Genomic DNA, 17,947 nt, shown 5'->3' on the forward strand with positions numbered 1-17,947 from the left:
GACCAGAACATCTAATTAAAGGGTCATATTTGATGGATGCGCGCACGACAGAATTCGCGGTCGCCGATGCCAAGGCTCGCTTTTCCGAACTGCTTGACCGCGCCGAGGCCGGAGAGGAGATCGTCATCCGGCGGCACGGCAAGGCAGTGGCGAGGCTTGTCGCCGCGCGTGAGGCTCCGAAGACGGCGGAAGACAAGCGGCGAGCGTTGGACGCGTGGAAAAAGTGGCGCGCCGAGAGCGGGCCACGCCTTCAACCCGGCGATTCGATCAAGGGTTGGATCAACGAAGGTCGCCGATGACCGGCTTCGTAATTGATGCTTCGCTTACCCTTGCATGGTACTTCGATGACGAACGCGCCGAGGAGACCTTGCTGGGCCGCGCCGTTGAGGACGGTGTGGTGGTGCCGGCGCACTGGTGGCTTGAAATCGCCAATGGCGCGCTGATGGGTGAGCGCGGGCAGCGGGCGCGTGTCGCGGATATCGCGAAGCTCGACGCGCTGGTCGGGCTGATGTCGGTGGAAACCGACAGTCCTATAGGCGAGGACGTCTTTGCGCGGGTTGTACCCCTGGCCCGCGCCCATCGCCTGACGATCTACGACGCCCTGTATCTGGAACTTGCCGAACGGCGCGGACTCGCATTGGCCACGCTCGACAAGGAGCTTGCTCACGCCGCGCGTTCGGTCGGCGTCGAACTTCTGGAGCCTGCATGATGAACCCCATCCACACCGTCGAAGGCCGCGCCTATCCGCTGGGCCTGAAAAACGTCGACACCGACGTCATCATCCCGGCGCATTATCTGAAGACGATCACCCGCGCCGGCCTCGGCAAGGGCGCGTTCGAGACGATCCGCGCCGAGGCAGGCAACGTGTTCGACGATCCGGCTTATGCCGGCGCGCCCGTCATCATCGCCGGCGACAATTTCGGCTGCGGGTCCAGTCGCGAGCATGCCGCCTGGGCGCTGGCCGACATGGGCGTGACGGCGGTCATCGCGCCCAGCTTCTCGGACATCTTCTCGGGCAACGCCTTCAAGAACGGCATCCTGACCGTCGTCCTGCCGCAGGATCAGGTCGATCGCCTGCTGGAGGTCGCGAAGACCGATCCAATCACCATCGATCTGGAGACCTGCACGGTGACCACGCCGTTCCAGGATCGCTTCACCTTTGCGATGGACCCGTTCCGCCGCGATTGCCTGCTGAACGGGCAGGACGAGATCGGGCTGACGCTCGCCATGGACGGCGCGATCGCGCGGTTCGAGGGGCGGATGGCGGACGAGCGTCCTTGGCTTGCCGAGGCCACCGCCTGACCGCGCATTGCGGTGCGGGCCGCCTCGCCCTATCTCCGGCGTGAGACGATCAACCGAAGGGGTGGTGATGACGACGTTCGACGATCGGGAGCGGGCTTTCGAGACCAAGTTCGCCCATGACGAGGAAATGCAGTTCCGCATCGTCGCGCGTCGCAACCGGCTGGCCGGGCAATGGGCCGCGGGCCTGATGGGCCTCACCGCTGAAGAGACTGACGCCTATTACAAGGCGGTCGTGCAGGCCGATTTCGAGGAATCGGGCGACGACGACGTGATCCGCAAGCTCCTGTCCGATCTCCTCGCCGCCAATGTCGAGATCGACGAGGCGAAGGTGCGCGCGCAACTCGCCGACTGCACGGTCGAGGCGCGGCGCCAGCTTCTGGAAGTCAAGTAACGCCATGCCGATGCGCGCCGATGAGATCGAGGATATGATCCGCGCGGGTATCCCCGATGCGCGGGTCGAGATCACCGATCTCGCCGGCGACGGCGATCATTATGCGGCGCGGGTGGTGAGCGAGAGCTTTCGTGGGCTGCCCCGCGTCCGCCAGCACCAGAAGGTCTACGAGACACTCGGCGGACGGATGGGCGGCGTGCTTCATGCGCTGCAACTGACCACCGCCGTCCCCGAACAAGGAGCCTGAAGATGAGCGACGTGACTGCGAACGACGGGGCGATTGCCCGCATCGACACGGCGGTGAAGTCGAACGACGTCGTGCTCTTCATGAAGGGCACGCCCCTGTTCCCGCAATGCGGCTTCTCCAGCCGCGCAGTGGCGATCCTGGAGCATCTCGGCGTCGAGTATGCCTCGGTGGACGTGCTGCAGGACCAAGGCGTGCGCCAGGGGATCAAGACCTATTCCGACTGGCCCACCATCCCGCAGCTCTATGTGAAGGGCGAGTTCGTCGGCGGATCGGACATCATGATGGAGATGTACGAGGCCGGCGAGCTGGCGGAACTGATGGAAGAAAAAGGCGTGAAGCCCGCCTGAACTCGATCAGCGCGCGACCACGAAGGGAAAGGCCGCGCCGGGCACCGGTATGACGGCCTGAACCTCTCCGAGCCGACCGTCGTCGGTCAGCGCGATCACCGCGACGTTCTGCGCCTCCTCATTGGCGACGACGAACAGCCGCTCCGCCTCCAAGAGAACGAAGCTCCGTGGGGACGCGCCATGCGTCGGCGCGTGCTGGAGCAGCCGAAGGTCACCATCCTCCTCGATCGCGAGCACCGCGATGCTGTCATGCCCCCGATTGCTGACATAGAGGCGGGTGCCCGCGGCATCGAGGCTGAGATGCCCGCCAAGATTGTCGCCGTGAAAGTCCTCCGGCTGGATGCGGTGGACCGAACGGACGGCGAAGCGCGGCCCGTCCCTGTCCAGCACGGTGATCGTGCTCGCCAGTTCGCTGACCAGATAAGCGACCGGCAAGCCGGGATGGAAGACGAGGTGGCGCGGCCCGGCACCCGGCCGCGTCTGGAACGCAACGGAAGGCTCCTCGCCCTCTGAGCCGAAGCAGAAGATCCGGTCGGTGCCGAGATCGACCGCATACAGCCGATCCTCTCCATCGAACACCGCGCAATGCACGTGCGGCCCCTCCTGCCGCTCCGCATCGGGTCCCTGACCAGTGCCTTGCCACAAGCGCGGCTCACCCGTGGGCAGGCCTGTCGCGGGATCGAGCGTGAACACCGCGAGCGAGCCGCTGCCATAATTGGCCACCGCCAGACGCGTTCGCGCCGGACTGAGCGCGAGATAGCAGGGTGCCTCGCCAAGGGTCGGCTGAGCCGCGACCTCCATCCAGACCGGCTCCGCCCGGCGGAAGATGCGGACGCGCCCCTCGTTTCGCTCGTCGACGAAGAAGGCGAGGTCCCGCCCCGCGTCGAAGGCCCCAAAGGAACTGTTCTCCGCCGCCGCCACCGGCCCGCCGACACGCCACTCCGGATCGCGGATGAGGGGGAGCAAACCCCTGCCGCCACTCGCGGCATAGGTGCCGACGCACAGGAGCGGCGACTCCCCAGCGTCGAGGGACGAAAACCCTTGAACCGTCGCGGAACTGGAACCCGATACAGACACCTCGGACGGCTCCTCTGCCAGCGCAGCCGATCGGCAGGCACCGCCACAAACCGGCGGAACGCAGAGGGTTCCGCCTCAGCCCTCGCTCGCGGCGACCTTCACGAGCAGCGCGCCCTCGCTCACCTGCCCGCCCTCGCGCGCGTTGAGTTCCGCAACCGTGCCGTCGAACGGCGCGACCAGACTGTGCTCCATCTTCATCGCCTCGACGGTCACGAGCTTCTGCCCCTTGGTGACGCTGTCGCCCGCCGCGACCGCGACCGCGATGATCCGGCCCGGCATCGGCGACAGGATCGCGCCGTCGCCCGCACCCTGTCCACCCGCCCCTTCGACCCGCCACGGCGTGAGCTTCCAGGCCTGCCCGGCCTCTACGATCAAACCGGCGGGGCTGGCCGCCTCCTTTGCCTTCGCAGGATCGAACGCGACCCGAACGGGAACGCCGTTCAGGAGAAAACCTGCTTCCCCGCGCGGCAACGCGTTCAGGCGGAAGCCGACCGGCCCAATCGGCGTTCCCACAAGCGCCTCCGCCGCGCGCGCCAGCCCCGCGTCGCCCGGTCGATCGGGCGGCATCAGCGCATCCCCCGCTCGCCCGATCAGCCCGGTATCCAGCCGCGCCGCGACGAAATCCGCATGTGAGAGCGCACGCACCAGGAAGCCGGCATTGGTTCGGAGCGGCCAGATCACCGTGCCGGAAAGCGCGGCCGCCAGCGAACGCCGCGCCGCCTCCCGATCCGCGCCATGCGCGATCACCTTGGCGATCATCGGATCGTAGAATGGCGAGATGTCCGCCCCCTCCTCCACGCCGGTGTCGATCCGGCAATCGCCGCCGATCTCGAAGGTGTCCAGCCGCCCGATCGAGGGCAGGAAACCCTTAGACGGATCCTCGGCATAAAGCCGCGCCTCCATCGCCCACCCCTCGATCGACAACTCGTCCTGGCGCTTCGGCAGCGGCTCGCCGGAGGCGACGCGGAGCTGCCATTCGACAAGATCCTGGCCCGTGATCGCCTCGGTCACCGGATGCTCGACCTGCAACCGGGTGTTCATCTCCATGAACCAGATGCGATCGGCGCGGAGACCTTCCGATCCGTCGGCGATGAACTCGATCGTCCCCGCGCCGACATAATCGACCGCCTTCGCCGCATCCACGGCCGCTCGGGTGACCGCCGCCCGCGTCTCCGCATCCATGCCGGGCGCTGGCGCCTCCTCGATCACCTTCTGGTGGCGACGCTGCAGCGAGCAGTCGCGCTCGAACAGGTGGACGACGTTGCCATGGGTGTCGCCGAACACCTGCACCTCGATATGGCGCGGATTGGTGATCCACTTCTCCAGCAGGACATTGTCGTTGCCGAACGAAGACGCCGCCTCGCGCCGGCAGGAGGCGAGCGCGTCGAGGAAGTCCGCCCCCGCATCGACCTTGCGCATCCCCTTGCCGCCGCCGCCCGCGACCGCCTTGATCAGCACGGGATAGCCGATCGCATCGGCCTCGGCCTTCAGCCGCTCGGCGCTCTGGTCCTCGCCGAGATAACCCGGCGTGGTCGGCACCCCCGCCTGCTTCATCAGCGCCTTGGCGGCATCCTTCAGCCCCATCGCGGTGATGGACGCGGGGTTCGGCCCTACCCAGATCAGCCCCGCATCCTGCACGGCCTTCGCGAACTCGGCGTTCTCGGACAGGAAGCCATAGCCCGGATGGATAGCCTCGGCCCCGCTGCTCCTGGCCGCAGCGATGATCCGCTCACCGACGAGGTACGATTCCCGCGCCGGTGACGGCCCGATATGCACCGCCTCGTCAGCCTGCCGGAGATGGAGCGCATCGGCGTCGGCATCCGAATAGACCGCAACCGTGCGGATACCGAGCCGCCGCGCGGTGCGGATGATCCGACAGGCAATCTCGCCCCGATTGGCGATAAGCAGGGAACGCATCATGGAACGTCTCTCAACTCCTCCCCGAGCTTGTCTCGGGGAGGGGGACCATGCGAAGCATGGTGGAGGGGCAAGCGCGATGTTCAAGGACCGATCGCCAAGGCCGAGTGCTCGTGCCGCTCGCACGTCGCGGACGCGACGAAGAGACATGAGCTTGCCGGAAGTCTTGCTCTGGGCTGTGCTTCGCGCCCGCCCCGGCGGTCTCAAATTCCGACGGGAGCATCCATCTGGAGATTACAGCATCGACTTCTACTGCAGCGATGCCCGGCTTGCGATCGAGGTCGATGGCGAAGCCCACGCGCGAGGCGATCGACCAAACCGTGACGCGGCTCGTGATGCCTGGTTCGGATCGCATGGCATATATACGATGCGGGTTCCCGCTGCGGATATCCTGCGCGACCTCGATGCCGTCACGCACGGCATTCTTGAAAAGGCGCGTTCGCGCCTGCCCCTCCACCACCCTGCGGGTGGTCCCCCTCCCCGAGACAAGCTCGGGGAGGACTGAAGGAACCACGTCCCCCCTCACATCCGGAACACCCCGAACCGCGCGCTCTCCGGGACCGGCGCGTTCAGCGCAGCCGCAAAGGCGAGGCCCAGCACATCGCGCGTCTGCACGGGGTCGATGATCCCATCGTCCCACAATCGCGCAGTCGCGTAATAGGGATTGCCCTCGTCCTCGTACTTCTGCCGGATCGGCACCTTGAACGCCTCCGCTTCCTCCGCCGTCCACCGCGCCGCGTCGCGGTGCACCGTCGCCAGCACGCTCGCCGCCTGCTCGCCCCCCATCACGCTGATCCGCGCATTGGGCCAGGTGAACAGGAAACGCGGCTGATAGGCCCGCCCGCACATGCCGTAATTGCCCGCGCCAAAGCTGCCGCCGATCAGCACGGTGATCTTCGGCACGGATGCGGTCGCCACCGCCGTCACCAGCTTCGCTCCGTTCTTGGCGATCCCCTCCGCCTCGTACTTGCCGCCGACCATGAAGCCGGAGATGTTCTGCAGGAACAGCAGCGGCACCCGCCGCTGGCAGGCGAGCTCGATGAAGTGCGCACCCTTCAGCGCGCTTTCGGAGAACAACACGCCGTTATTAGCGAGGATCGCCACCGGCATCCCCCAGATATGCGCGAAGCCGCAGACGAGCGTGGTGCCGTACAAAGCCTTGAACTCGTGGAACTCCGACCCGTCGACGATCCGCGCGATCACCTCGCGCACGTCATAGGGCGCACGCACATCCTGCGGCACGATGCCGTACAGCTCCCCGGGATCGTACTTCGGCGCGACCGGCTCGCGCAGATAGAGATCGGGCGTGCGATCCGGCTGCAACGTGGAGACGATGTCGCGCACGATCGTCAGCGCATGCTCGTCATTCTCGGCGACGTGATCGACCACGCCGGACCTCCGCCCATGCAGGTCTCCGCCGCCCAGATCCTCGGCCGAGATCACCTCGCCCGTCGCCGCCTGCACCAGCGGCGGCCCGGCGAGAAAGATCGTGCCCTGATTGCGCACGATCACCGTCTCGTCGGACATGGCGGGCACATAGGCACCGCCCGCCGTGCAGCTGCCCATCACGCAGGCGATCTGCGGGATGCCGCGCGCCGACATCTGCGCCTGGTTATAGAAGATGCGGCCGAAATGGTCGCGGTCGGGGAAGACTTCCGCCTGATTGGGCAGGTTCGCGCCGCCCGAGTCCACCAGGTAGATGCAGGGCAGATTGTTCTCCAGCGCGATCTCCTGAGCGCGAAGATGCTTTTTCACCGTCATCGGGAAGTAGGTGCCGCCCTTAACCGTCGCGTCGTTGCACCCGATCATCACCTGCCGCCCGGAGACGCGGCCAATCCCCGCGATGATCCCCGCCCCCGGCACCTCGTCACCATAGAGGCCGTTGGCGGCGAGCTGACCAATTTCGAGGAACGGCGAACCGGAGTCGAGCAGACGCTCGACACGATCACGGGGGAGCAGCTTGCCGCGTGCCGCATGCTTCTCACGCGCGCTCTCCGAGCCGCCGCGTGCGGTCGCGGCAACCCTGGCGCGCAACGCCTCCGCCAGCGCGCGGTTGTGAGCGGCGTTAGCGCGGAAAGCCTCGCCGTGCCGCGAGAGCTTGGAATCGAGGACGGGAGCGCTCATCCCCCGATCAGCTCGCGGCCGATCAGCATGCGGCGGATCTCGTTGGTGCCCGCGCCGATATCGAGAAGCTTGGCATCGCGCATATAGCGCTCCACCGGCCAGTCTTTCGTATACCCCGCCCCGCCCAGCGCCTGCACCGCCTCGAGCGCCGTCTTCATCGCGTTCTCGCTGGCCAGCAGGATCGCCCCCGCCGCATCGAACCGCGTCGTCTTGCCCGCATCGCAGGCCCGCGCCACCGCATAGACATAGGCCCGCGCCGAATTGAGCGCGACGTACATGTCGGCGATCTTCGCCTGCATCAGTTGGAACGCCCCGATCGGCTTGCCGAACTGCTTCCTCTCGCGGACGTAGGGCAGCACGACGTCGAGGCACGCCTGCATGATGCCGAGCTGGATGCCCGACAGCACCGTCCGCTCGTAATCGAGGCCGGACATCAGCACGCCCGCACCGCCGTTCAGCGGCCCCATGACGTTCTCCTCGGGCACCTCGCAATCGTCGAAGACCAGCTCGGCTGTAGGAGACCCGCGCATCCCGACCTTGTCGATCTTCTGCCCGATCGATAAACCCTTGAACCCCTTCTCGATCAGGAAAGTGGTGATGCCCTTCGACCCTTCGCCGGTCTTGGCATAGACGACCAGCGTGTCGGCATAGGGTGCGTTGGTGATCCAGAACTTGGTGCCGTTCAGGACGTAGCGGTCGCGCACCTTCTCTGCCCGCAGCTTCATCGATACGACATCCGACCCGGCACCCGCCTCGGACATCGCCAGGCTGCCGACATGCTCTCCCGAGATCAGCTTGGGCAGATAGCGCGCCTTCTGCTCGGCATTGCCCCAGCGGCTGATCTGGTTGACGCAGAGATTGGAATGCGCGCCGTAGCTGAGGCCGATCGAGGCCGACGCACGCGCCACCTCCTCCTGCGCGACAACATGTTCCAGATAGCCGAGCCCCAGTCCGCCATCCGCCTCCGGCACGGTAATCCCGTGAAGGCCGAGCGCCCCCATTTCGGGCCACAGCTCACGCGGAAACCAGTCCTTGGCGTCGATCTCGGCCGCCAGCGGCGCGATCCGGTCCGCCGCGTACCGCGCCGTGCTCTCGCGGATCATGTCCGCCGTTTCGCCGAGCGCGAAATCGAGACTCATCATTCCTCTCCTGCTCCCAGCGACTTACAGCCGGCCAGCGGACCCTGATAACCCAACTTTCCGGCAACGCACGCACCAACGTGATCATGCGCCCCGTTTTGCCGAATGGGCAGCCAAGCGCGCCCGCTTGGCGGACGACTTGCCTGTTCGGCTCGGCTACTGTGGGTACAAGGAGCGCAAGCGAACTTCTCGCGCAAGCCCTATGCCGAAACTCGACACGGCCCCTGCCCTCCCACCCGGCCGCGGCTCGAAGCGGATCGTAGGCAGTCATCTTCTCCTAAAGGGCGCCTGCCAGGCGCGCGTTGCCATGGCGCCTGCGCGCAGCTGTGCCGATGAGGCCAAAGCCGCTGATCATCATTGCCCAAGTTCCTGCTTCTGGCACGGCGGGCGTCGGTTCGGCGAAGCGCAGGTTATCCAAGGTGTAGGTTTCGCTGCTGCCGTTGCGCGTGACGAAGCGGACCTTGCTGATCGCATCCGCCGAAGTAAAACCCAAGAAGCCCTGCGGGTTTGCCGTTCCCCCGATCGCCAGATCGGCCTTGGTCGTGTCCACGAAGCTGACCACGATGTCGAAGCCTTGGCCGGCGCCGCGGGGCCTCAGGTCGAAGTCGCCACCAAATGCGCCGATGCCGTCCGTGAAGGTGAAGGTGACGATCTGCGCGGCCTATGCCGGCGCCGTGGTGCAGGTGAGCGCGATCGCACCAGTCGCGATCAGGGTAGTGCGTAACGTGTAACGTATCTCCAAGTGGCCGGCGTGCAGGATCGATCGCGATCCGCCCGGCTGACCGCGTCGAAATTGTCGTGATCGGTAGCGCGGCCCAGGCAGCGACGGTTCAGGCGGGAGCCGGACTGGCCTCAACGAAGCGCTGGCTATGAAGCATGATCGCGAAACGACGTATTGAGCCTCGGCGATCGTGGCCTTACCAAGCGCGCGACTTAATCGGCAGGAAGGGATAACCTGCTCTGCCTTGCGCAGTCCGGTACCACGCGCGCCGTGCCCCTCATATCTATTTGGCGTAGCCCCATTTTGCAGCCGTTGAACAACGTGTGGAGGTCACGCTCGTCAAACGTGGGACCGTTCGATTGCATCAACGCGCAAAGTGGTCAGCACGGTTCCCGGATCGATAGGAGCCATCATGGGCGGAGGCCTGGCATTTGACACGAACGGGTGGCTGAAGTCGGCGATATGGAAGGGACCTTATCGGCCTCCCTTGGTCGCGCGCCTCATGCGAGCAGGCTTAGCCCATGATGCCGGATTGGAAATGCGTAAGGCGCAGCACTTCATCGTCTCCGAGCGCCCAGACTCCCAGGGCGAACGTGCGGAGCGCGACCGGCTCCTTGCCCGGCGGGTGAATGGTCATCGCGAATTCCGATTTCACCACGGCCGCCGAGCCGAGGAGCGCGATGTTCTGAGCGATCGGATCGATCACGCGGAACGCTGAGACGCTGACACTTGGCAGATAGCTTTCCTTAGTATCCACGCGGCCATTCGCGTGCGTCCAGATCAGCCGGTCCGCCAGGATTTCGGCCATTGCCTCACGGTCGCCGGCAATCAAGGCGGCACGCCGCGCCCCCTCCCGTGCCACGACCATCTCCGTCGTCACCATCGTGATTGCCTTTCGATCAAAATTTGTAGCTGAGTTCAGCATTGACGGTCCGGGGCAAAAGCGGTTGCCGACCCCAGGCGCCCATGAAGCCGAAGTTGAGATTGTTCTGATACTGAAAGCGGTTTGCCAGGTTGCGACCGGTCAGGCTCAGCTTCCAGCCGTCATCGCGAAGCACTGAAATTTCCGCATTCAGTTCCCGCACGTTCGAATACTTGGTGCCGGCTTGCCGATCGAGGGTGCCCCAGGTCCCGTCCCGGAAGGCGTAATCGGCACCAAAGCGAAGTGAATAGCCGCCGCCGACCGGCGTCTCATAGCGGAAGCCAACGGTGCCCGAGTATTTCGGAATGTCGAGCGGCTGTGTGATCTGCGCATCGGGGAGATAGTCGAAGCGACTGGCGTCCTGAATACCGCCGTTCAGGTAAATATCCAGGCCATCTACAATACGGAGGTTCGACTCAAGTTCGAGGCCGACGACGCGATATGCCATGCCATTGAACATCACCGTGATTGCCGTGCCCGGGATGAACCGGCCGACGAGGGTATCCTTGAAGTCGTTCATGAACGCAGTCAGGTTGAGCCGGACGCGGCGGTTGGCGAATTCGTTCTTTACGCCGATCTCATAAGCCTCGACCTTTTCGGGGCCGGTCGGCGTTTCGCCGACGAGCCGACTGTCGGCCGCCGCCGTGTATCCTCCGGCGCGGAAACCCTTGCCGTAAGAAGCATAAAGGAAGCTGTCCCGGGTGACTTGCCAGTTCAACCCCACCTTCGGGGTGAACGCCTTGTAGCTGGTGTCATCGCCATAGGTGCCCGGATCCGTCACGGAAGGCGGTGCGAAATAACCGGAGATATCCTTTGTCTCGTATGTATATCGACCGCCCACCGTCAGCTCAAGGTCGGGGGTAAACTTGTACCCGAGCTGAGCATAGGCCGCGTAGCTGTCTGCCTTGTTGCGATAAAACTTTTCCGTCAGGGGAATGTACAAGTTCGGTGTGGCGGGATTCGTATCGAAATATCCGAACATCGTATCGTTAAAAGACTGCTTCGTCGTCTCCGTGAAGAAGAATCCTCCAACGATCCAGCTCAACCTTTCGTCCACCGCGTCACCGAACAGCTGCAGCTCTTCGGTGATCTGATGCTGTTTTATCTTGCTCTGCCGGCCATAGGCCAGGGTGTAGTCCCCGAACTTGTCTACGGTCCCGCCGACGAGATCGACGCTCCATTTATCATCGACCTTCGACCAGCCTGTGATGCTTTTCACCGTAACGTCACCGAAGTCGCCTACGACGTGCAGGCTGGCGGAGGGGTTCTTGGTCAAGCCTTCCTGGGGTGCGGTGGTAGCAGTGTCACGACGATGCCCCGTCAGCGGTCGCAGCGGATCCAACAGCGTAGGGCTGGCAACGAAGCCGTCGTTCCTATTGTGGTTGTAACCGACGGTAAGGACGACATCCCAGATGTCGGAACCATAGAAGTGCAGCTTGCCCCGCACACCCCAAAAATCACGCTCGTCGATATCTCGACCGGTGGCTCGGTTGTACATGTAACCCTTGCCCTGGTCCTTGAACACACCGGAGACGGATGCGGCCAGTACATCCTGGACGATCGCGCCGCCCAGCGAGGCCTTAACGCCGAAGGTCCGGTAATTGCCGGCCGAGATCGCAGCGGTTCCGTAGCTCTCATTGTCCGGGGTACGTGTGATGACGTTGACTGCGCCTACCATCGAGTTGCGTCCGAACAGCGTACCCTGCGGCCCGCGTAGCACCTCGATACGTTCGATATCCGCCAGCTCGGAATTCACGGCGGAAGGACGTGCCTGATAGACGTCGTCGAAGTAGAAGGAGACCGGCTGCTCGGTCGTGCCGAAGCCGCCCGCGTTGTCGCCGCGGCCGCGCATGGCGAGCGAGATCGTGGATGCGTTTGCGATGCCCGGCTGCATGTAGAAGTTCGGCACCTGCGCCGCGACCTGATCGACGCGGACGATGCCGAACTTGCTGAGATCTTCGCTGCTCAGCGCGGAGACGGTGACTGGTGTGGATTGCAGAGAGGAGGCCCGCCGGGTTGCGGTCACGGTGATTTCCTCGAGCCCGTCGGGACTTGGTGCCGCTGTCTCCGCAAGGGCAATCTCGGCCTGCGCGTGAACGGTAAGCGGCAGGATCGCGGCCGCGCTTCCAAGCAGTACATGCAAAATCTTCATGATGACCCCCTATTGAGCTCTGCGTTGGGGCATCTCTCCCGATGGATCCTGGGGCGGCGTATTCACCTGCTCCCTGCGACGAGCCTCGCCTGTCCGGCGTGCTTTGTCCCTACGCCGAATGTCATCGCGCCGGCTTTCTTCATCTAGCGATTCGCAAAAAGATGATCGGAAAGTGGATAAATACCCGAGTTGGCCGCCTCATCCCGCCACGTCTGTTCGGCAGGCGAACAGTGGTGGATCAATTCCCCGGCAGATTGCCGCCATCGACGGGTAGGTGAACGCCAGTGATCGCTGCGTTTGCAGGGTCGCAGAGGAAGAGCACGCTTCGGGCGATATCTTCCGGGGTCGCCATCCGGCCGAGCAGGCAGGCCTCATTCATCTGGTCGAGAAAGATGCCCGGATCCTGGCCACCTTCGACATTCCCCATCAGCATGTCGGTCGGGACCGCGCCCGGCAGAACCGCGTTCACCCGAATGCCATAGCGTCCAGCAGCCGCCGCAGCCGTCTTGGTGGTCATCAACACCGCCGCCTTGGAGGCACAGTAGGCTGCCCCGATCGGGTTGGCCCGGATCGACATGCCCGAGCCGATGTTCACGATCGCTCCGCCGCCGTGAGGCTTCATGCGTAGGATGGCATGTTTGCATCCCAGGAAGACGCCATCGCTGTTCACCGCGAAGTGCAGTTTCCAGGTCTCGATGGGCATCTCCTCGAACGGGATGTTGGGGCGATAGATCCCAGCATTGTTAACCAATATGTCGAGCTCACCCGATGCTTCGACGCGGTCCAGCAGGGCGGTCCAGCTTTCCTCATCTGTTACGTCGAGGTGCACCGCATGCGCTGCGGGGCCGATGCCTTGAGCGACGGAAGCGGCGCTTTCGAGATCGGCATCGGCAAGAATAACCGTGGCGCCCTCTGCAGCGAAGGCGCGTGCCATGGCGCTGCCCAGGCCGCCGCCCGCGCCGGTGACGACGGCGATCTTGCCGGCGAATGCGTTCATTTGGGATCCTGAACAGATGGGGCGGGCGAAGCTTGTGGAGCTACTCTGCCGCCTCGATTACCGCTTCGAAGTGTCGGGCGGGCGGCGGGCGACCTTCGTACCGCGCCAGTACGAAAAGGCTGAGGAGTTTGAGCGTCGACGGGAAGGCGACATTGGCCAACACGATCGTCGTCATGACCTGAGCCGGTTGCGCGTCCGCCCCTTGGATGAAGCCGGAGAGCGACAGGATCATCGCGGTGAGGAAGCCGCCGACAGCCAGCATGGCTTTCTCCATCGCGGTGTAGGCAGAGGCGAAGAGCGCCTTGCGATTGCTGTCCGGCCCGTCGAGGGCGATTGCCTCGATCAACGAGGAAAAGGACATCATGGTGAAGCCGCAGGTCGTCATTCCGCCCACGAAACCGAGCGCCAGGTAAGGCGCGAGCGCGCCGGCAGGCACCAGCAGGATGAGCGTGGAGGATATAGCAGCCGATATTGTCGCGATACGATAGGCGGGGATCGTGCCGCAGCGGGTCGCGAGCCTCACCCAAAGCGGCTGCGAAACCACCGCACCCACCACGCTGACCGTCGCCACCAGACCAGCGACTTCCAGGGGCATCTTCATGATGTAGATCGTGAAGTAGAGGCCCATTGCGGCGTTCACGCCGAAGCCAAGCAGTTGCAGCGTGGCCGCAGTGAAGACGATACGGAATGGTCGATGATCAAAGGCGCCGATCATCTGGCTTAGGAGGTTGCCGGTCATCGGCGGCGTGTTCGGATCGGCCTGCCTGACCGGCACCAGAACGGTCGTGGTCATGGTGGTAACGAACAGCAGCATACCCAGCACGGCGGACATCACGCCATAGGCGCCTTTGTCCTGCCCGAAGGTCGATACGAGCCAGGGCGCGATACCCAGTGCGATCACTACGCCCGCCAGACAGAAGAAATGCTTGTACGCGAGCGCCAGGGTGCGCTCGCGCTGCGTTCTTCCGAGATCGGCGGCTAGCGTGAGGTAAGGCACCGAATACAGCGAGTATCCGGTCGATAACAGGAGGTAGCAGGCTCCGATCAGCAGCGTCGCCAGCAACGGCGAGGCGGGCATCGGGACGGTGAACATCAGCACGAACATCAGGGCGGAGAAGATCGAGCCGGCAAAAAGGTAGGGCTTGCGCGGGCCCCAGCGCCCGCGGGTCTTGTCGGAGAGCATGCCGACCAACGGGTCCGCTACGATCACCCAGAGTTTAGGGACCAGAATCGCAAATCCGGCAAGGGCCGGCGAGATCAGCAGCGTATTGGTCATATAGAATAGAAGCAGTGAAGACGGCACGTCACGCATGATTTGGTTGCCGACCATGCCGATCCCGTACTTCACGTAATCGGGGAACTTCATGGCGGCGCCCTCGGTCGGCGCATCGTCATTGTCTATCGATTGCGGCGTCGTGTTCGTCATGCCAGCCTCCATCGCCCGCTTACGGGGTCACAAGGTTGCGTGCGCGTTACCGCACGCGCCCTCAGGCCTCTCCAGATCTCCGGAATCGCGCGCTGTCGCCGCTCCGGCCCGATCGAAGCTACCAGAGGTTGGGAGAAGGTCGCCGTCGACTGTCGGACTATCCACGGCACGAATACAAATCTGCGGGCCGGTGGCGATCATGCGCGCCCGGCCGCGGTCGCGACTTCCAGCTATCCGTCGTTCGATCAAAATGGGCAGACCCGCCTTGACCGCAGGCCGATGTAAAAAGCTATCGACGGGGACCGCATCCGATTTTGCCGCCTGGGGGAATCATGTCCTACTCTGAGAAGATCCACCTCGTCGCCGACATCTCGCTCATCCACACGCTGGCGAAATGGCGCTATCCCGGCGCGTGGAACGGCTATGGTATGTACGGCGATCCCTCGTTGTATCTCGATCTCGCCCGTCTTCTCGAACACGGCAGGTTCGATGGCGCGTTCTTCGCCGATGTCGCCGGCACGCCACTGTTCAACGGGTCGCCCAACGACACCGTGGAATGGGGCGTGGCCTGGCCCCGCCATGACCCGTTGCCGACGGCGATCGCAATGGCCGGTGTCACCAAGCATCTTGGCTTCGTCACCACCATGTCGATGACCTATCATCACCCTTTCAACGTCTCGCGCCTTTACAGCAGCATTGATCATGTGACCGGGGGACGGATCGCCTATAACGCAGTGGTAAGCGGCTTTCCGCAGGAAGCGCAGAATTTCGGCTACGACACGACACCGGATCATGAATGGCGCTACAGCCGTGCCGAAGAATTCCTCGAAGTCGTTGATAAGCTATTCAAGTCCGTCGACGCCGACGCGATGCTCTGGGATCATGAGACCGGGCGCGTCGCCGATCCCAGCAAGATCCGACGCATCGATCACGAGGGTGAATTCTTCAAGGTGATGGGGCCGCTGCCTTGCGCGCCTTGTCCACAGGGACGGCCGGTGCAGATCCAGGCGGGGGCGTCGGCCTCCGGCATCAAGCTTGCGGGACGTTGGGCGGACTTCCAGTTTGCGGCTACCGGATCATTGAAGGGCGATATCGCGCTGAGGCAAAAGCTGGACGATGCGGCGATCGCCGCCGGCCGCCAGCCCCGCGATCTCGGCGTGCTGTGGGCCAAGGGGTTCGACGTCGTCTCCGGCCCTGAGGAAGCCGAACACAATCGGCAGAAAATGATCGCCGCGGTCCCCGAGCAGATGGGCATCGTCTTCCTCAGCCAGTGGTGGGGGCTTGATGGCTACCGCCTGGACCCGGCCCGAACCGTCCACGACACGATCGCCGAAGTGAAGGAACTCGGCGTCGGCCCGAACTGGTCGTATATCGACAATGCGGTCGCCAATACCGAGCCAACCACGACCATCGGCGAGTATGTGAAGAACTGGGTGGCGCCGCCCGGCGGCTGGGTCGGGACGCCGGAGCAGATCGCCGACATGATTGAGGAGGAGCACCACGCTCTTGGCGCCAATGGCGGTTTCATGATCGCGTCGAAGACCAGCGTGCCGGGCGGTCTTTCCCGCTTCGTGCACGAAGTGGTCCCGATCCTTCAGAAGCGCGGTCTCTACAAGACCGAATATGAAGGCAAGACGATGCGCGAAAACCTATGCGTCTATTGACGTTGTCTAGGCTGTCCTCCGCGCGAATCTGATCAACACTATCCGTCGTCCGATCAGTTCGAATTTTATCCTTCCGAACCAAACCGCACATCCGCATGATGGCATTCACGGCGGGGCCAGCGCACCGCGCGCACAACAGGAACATCTTTCATGGCCCGATCGGAGTTGATCCACCTCGTCTGCGACATCTCACTGATCCACACGCTGGCGAAGTGGCGCTATCCGGGGTCGTGGAACGGCCACGGCATGTACGGCGATCCGTCGCTGTACCTCGATCTTGCCCGCCTGCTGGAGCATGGCAGGTTCGACGGCGCCTTCTTCGCCGACGTGGCGGGAACGCCGATGATCGACGGCCAGATCGACGATACGGTCGAGTGGGGGGTGGCCTGGCCCCGCCACGACCCCTTGCCCATGGCCATCGCAATGGCGGGCGTCACCAAGCATCTCGGCTTCGTCACCACCATGTCGATGACCTACCATCATCCCTTCAACGTCGCGCGACTCTACTCCAGCATCGACCACGTCACCGGTGGGCGGATCGCCTACAACGCGGTGGTCAGCGGCTTCCCGCAAGAGGCCCAGAATTTCGGCTACGACACGACGCCGGATCACGAATGGCGTTATCGCCGGGCCGAGGAATTCCAGGACGTCGTCGACAAGCTGTTCAGGTCTGTCGATCCGGATGCGATGTTGTGGGATCGCGAGACCGGCCGCGTTGCCGATCCTGCCAAGGTCAGACGGATCGACCATGAGGGCGAATTCTTCAAGGTCATGGGACCGCTCCCCTGCGCCCCATGCCCGCAGGGCCGGCCGGTGCAGATCCAGGCCGGCCAGTCACCATCCGGGATGAAGCTGGCAGGCCGCTGGGCCGACATGCAATTCGCCTCCTCCAGCAATCTCGAAGGCATGGCCGCCCACCGTGCTCAGCTGGACGCCGCAGCGATCGCGGCAGGGCGAACGCCGCGCGATGTCGGCATCCTCTGGAGCGCACCGTTCCATGTCGTTTCCGGTGAGGCGGAGGCCGAGGCGGACCGCCGGAAGGTCGCGGACTCCATCCCGCCGCGCATGGCACATGTCTTTCTCAGCCAATGGTGGGGCGTCGATGGCTTCCCCATGAACCCCCGCCGAACGGTGCATGAGACCGTCGCTGAACTGAAGGAGACGGGCGCGGGGCCGAACTGGGGCTATCTCGATCTCGCGCTACGGATGACCGACAGCAAGACCACGATCGGCGATTACGCGATGACGCGCATGGCCGCGCCTGCGTTTTTCACCGGAACCCCCGAACAGATCGCCGACAGGATGGAAGAGGTGCACTACGGCACCGGCGCGAACGGCGGGTTCATGGTCTCCACCAAGGTCGGCGTCCCCGGTGGCATTGCGCGTTTTGTTCACGAGGTCGTTCCCGTGCTTCAGCGTCGCGGCCTCATGCGCAAGGAATATGCCGGCCCGACCATGCGGGACAACCTTCTGAACTAACCGGCTCTTCGACGGTGAGCGCTCTCACGGGGACTTTATGAG

17 protein-coding genes and 1 pseudogene are annotated in these 17,947 nt (G+C 64.1%); 9 read left to right on the forward strand and 9 right to left on the reverse strand.

What is annotated here, in order from left to right; translation table 11 throughout:
* Positions 1–32: 32 nt before the first annotated feature.
* The 6 genes from ACM608_RS13540 (at position 33) to grxD (ending at position 2,287) form a co-directional block, all read left to right on the forward strand.
* Entirely contained in the window at positions 33–299 is a 267-nt protein-coding gene (locus ACM608_RS13540) for a type II toxin-antitoxin system Phd/YefM family antitoxin (RefSeq protein ID WP_419683862.1), read from the forward strand.
* A complete protein-coding gene (locus ACM608_RS13545; protein ID WP_419683864.1) occupies positions 296–709 on the forward strand; it encodes a type II toxin-antitoxin system VapC family toxin in 414 nt (137 codons plus the stop codon). Before ACM608_RS13540 ends, ACM608_RS13545 begins: the two co-directional genes overlap by 4 nt.
* The gene (leuD, locus tag ACM608_RS13550) at positions 709–1,302 is read left to right on the forward strand and encodes a 3-isopropylmalate dehydratase small subunit (RefSeq protein WP_419685213.1); all 594 of its coding nucleotides are present in this window, start codon (positions 709–711) and stop codon (positions 1,300–1,302) included. Before ACM608_RS13545 ends, leuD begins: the two co-directional genes overlap by 1 nt.
* Positions 1,303–1,369: 67 nt before the next feature.
* Positions 1,370–1,693 carry a DUF1476 domain-containing protein gene (locus tag ACM608_RS13555; RefSeq protein ID WP_419683866.1) on the forward strand — a complete coding sequence of 108 codons (324 nt, stop codon included), beginning with the start codon at positions 1,370–1,372 and terminating at the stop codon, positions 1,691–1,693.
* 4 nt (positions 1,694–1,697) lie between these two features.
* Entirely contained in the window at positions 1,698–1,940 is a 243-nt protein-coding gene (locus tag ACM608_RS13560) for a BolA family protein (protein WP_419683868.1), read from the forward strand.
* Between the two features lie 2 nt (positions 1,941–1,942).
* Positions 1,943–2,287 (forward strand): Grx4 family monothiol glutaredoxin, encoded by a 345-nt coding sequence (gene grxD / locus ACM608_RS13565; protein ID WP_419683870.1) that lies wholly within the window; start codon positions 1,943–1,945, stop codon positions 2,285–2,287.
* 6 nt (positions 2,288–2,293) lie between these two features.
* Here the strand turns inward: grxD and ACM608_RS13570 are convergent, their stop codons facing one another.
* Together ACM608_RS13570 and ACM608_RS13575 are read right to left on the reverse strand one after the other, a co-directional pair.
* A complete protein-coding gene (locus tag ACM608_RS13570; protein WP_419683871.1) occupies positions 2,294–3,364 on the reverse strand; it encodes a lactonase family protein in 1,071 nt (356 codons plus the stop codon).
* Between the two features lie 75 nt (positions 3,365–3,439).
* Entirely contained in the window at positions 3,440–5,284 is a 1,845-nt protein-coding gene (locus tag ACM608_RS13575; RefSeq protein ID WP_419683873.1) for an acetyl/propionyl/methylcrotonyl-CoA carboxylase subunit alpha, read from the reverse strand.
* Between the two features lie 76 nt (positions 5,285–5,360).
* Here ACM608_RS13575 and ACM608_RS13580 point away from each other — a divergent pair, with 76 nt between their 5' ends.
* On the forward strand, positions 5,361–5,786 hold the full coding sequence (locus ACM608_RS13580) for an endonuclease domain-containing protein (RefSeq protein WP_419683875.1): 426 nt from the start codon (positions 5,361–5,363) through the stop codon (positions 5,784–5,786).
* Between the two features lie 17 nt (positions 5,787–5,803).
* Here the strand turns inward: ACM608_RS13580 and ACM608_RS13585 are convergent, their stop codons facing one another.
* From ACM608_RS13585 to ACM608_RS13615, 7 genes and pseudogenes are all read right to left on the reverse strand, one after another.
* Positions 5,804–7,405 (reverse strand): carboxyl transferase domain-containing protein, encoded by a 1,602-nt coding sequence (locus ACM608_RS13585; RefSeq protein WP_419683877.1) that lies wholly within the window; start codon positions 7,403–7,405, stop codon positions 5,804–5,806.
* Positions 7,402–8,547, reverse strand: coding sequence for an isovaleryl-CoA dehydrogenase (locus tag ACM608_RS13590; protein WP_419683878.1), 1,146 nt, complete (start codon positions 8,545–8,547; stop codon positions 7,402–7,404). The genes ACM608_RS13585 and ACM608_RS13590 overlap by 4 nt, the downstream gene beginning before the upstream one ends.
* 274 nt (positions 8,548–8,821) lie before the next feature.
* Positions 8,822–8,968 (reverse strand): annotated as a pseudogene (locus ACM608_RS13595) (PEPxxWA-CTERM sorting domain-containing protein); the annotation flags it as partial.
* Between the two features lie 811 nt (positions 8,969–9,779).
* Positions 9,780–10,148 carry a nuclear transport factor 2 family protein gene (locus ACM608_RS13600; protein WP_419683880.1) on the reverse strand — a complete coding sequence of 123 codons (369 nt, stop codon included), beginning with the start codon at positions 10,146–10,148 and terminating at the stop codon, positions 9,780–9,782.
* Positions 10,149–10,164: 16 nt separating this feature from the next.
* Complete coding sequence (locus ACM608_RS13605; RefSeq protein ID WP_419683882.1) at positions 10,165–12,339, reverse strand: TonB-dependent receptor; 2,175 nt, start codon at positions 12,337–12,339, stop codon at positions 10,165–10,167.
* A 238-nt stretch (positions 12,340–12,577) separates the two neighbouring features.
* Positions 12,578–13,336 carry an SDR family NAD(P)-dependent oxidoreductase gene (locus ACM608_RS13610; protein ID WP_419683884.1) on the reverse strand — a complete coding sequence of 253 codons (759 nt, stop codon included), beginning with the start codon at positions 13,334–13,336 and terminating at the stop codon, positions 12,578–12,580.
* A 40-nt stretch (positions 13,337–13,376) separates the two neighbouring features.
* On the reverse strand, positions 13,377–14,762 hold the full coding sequence (locus ACM608_RS13615) for an MFS transporter (RefSeq protein WP_419683886.1): 1,386 nt from the start codon (positions 14,760–14,762) through the stop codon (positions 13,377–13,379).
* 332 nt (positions 14,763–15,094) lie between these two features.
* Here ACM608_RS13615 and ACM608_RS13620 point away from each other — a divergent pair, with 332 nt between their 5' ends.
* Both ACM608_RS13620 and ACM608_RS13625 read left to right on the forward strand, forming a co-directional pair.
* Positions 15,095–16,426 (forward strand): NtaA/DmoA family FMN-dependent monooxygenase, encoded by a 1,332-nt coding sequence (locus tag ACM608_RS13620; protein ID WP_419683888.1) that lies wholly within the window; start codon positions 15,095–15,097, stop codon positions 16,424–16,426.
* 150 nt (positions 16,427–16,576) lie between these two features.
* The gene (locus tag ACM608_RS13625; protein WP_419683889.1) at positions 16,577–17,905 is read left to right on the forward strand and encodes an NtaA/DmoA family FMN-dependent monooxygenase; all 1,329 of its coding nucleotides are present in this window, start codon (positions 16,577–16,579) and stop codon (positions 17,903–17,905) included.
* The last annotated feature ends 42 nt before the right edge of the window (positions 17,906–17,947 follow it).

This window comes from Sphingomonas sp. ID0503 (assembly GCF_048565625.1).
Classification (GTDB): domain Bacteria; phylum Pseudomonadota; class Alphaproteobacteria; order Sphingomonadales; family Sphingomonadaceae; genus JBLZUR01.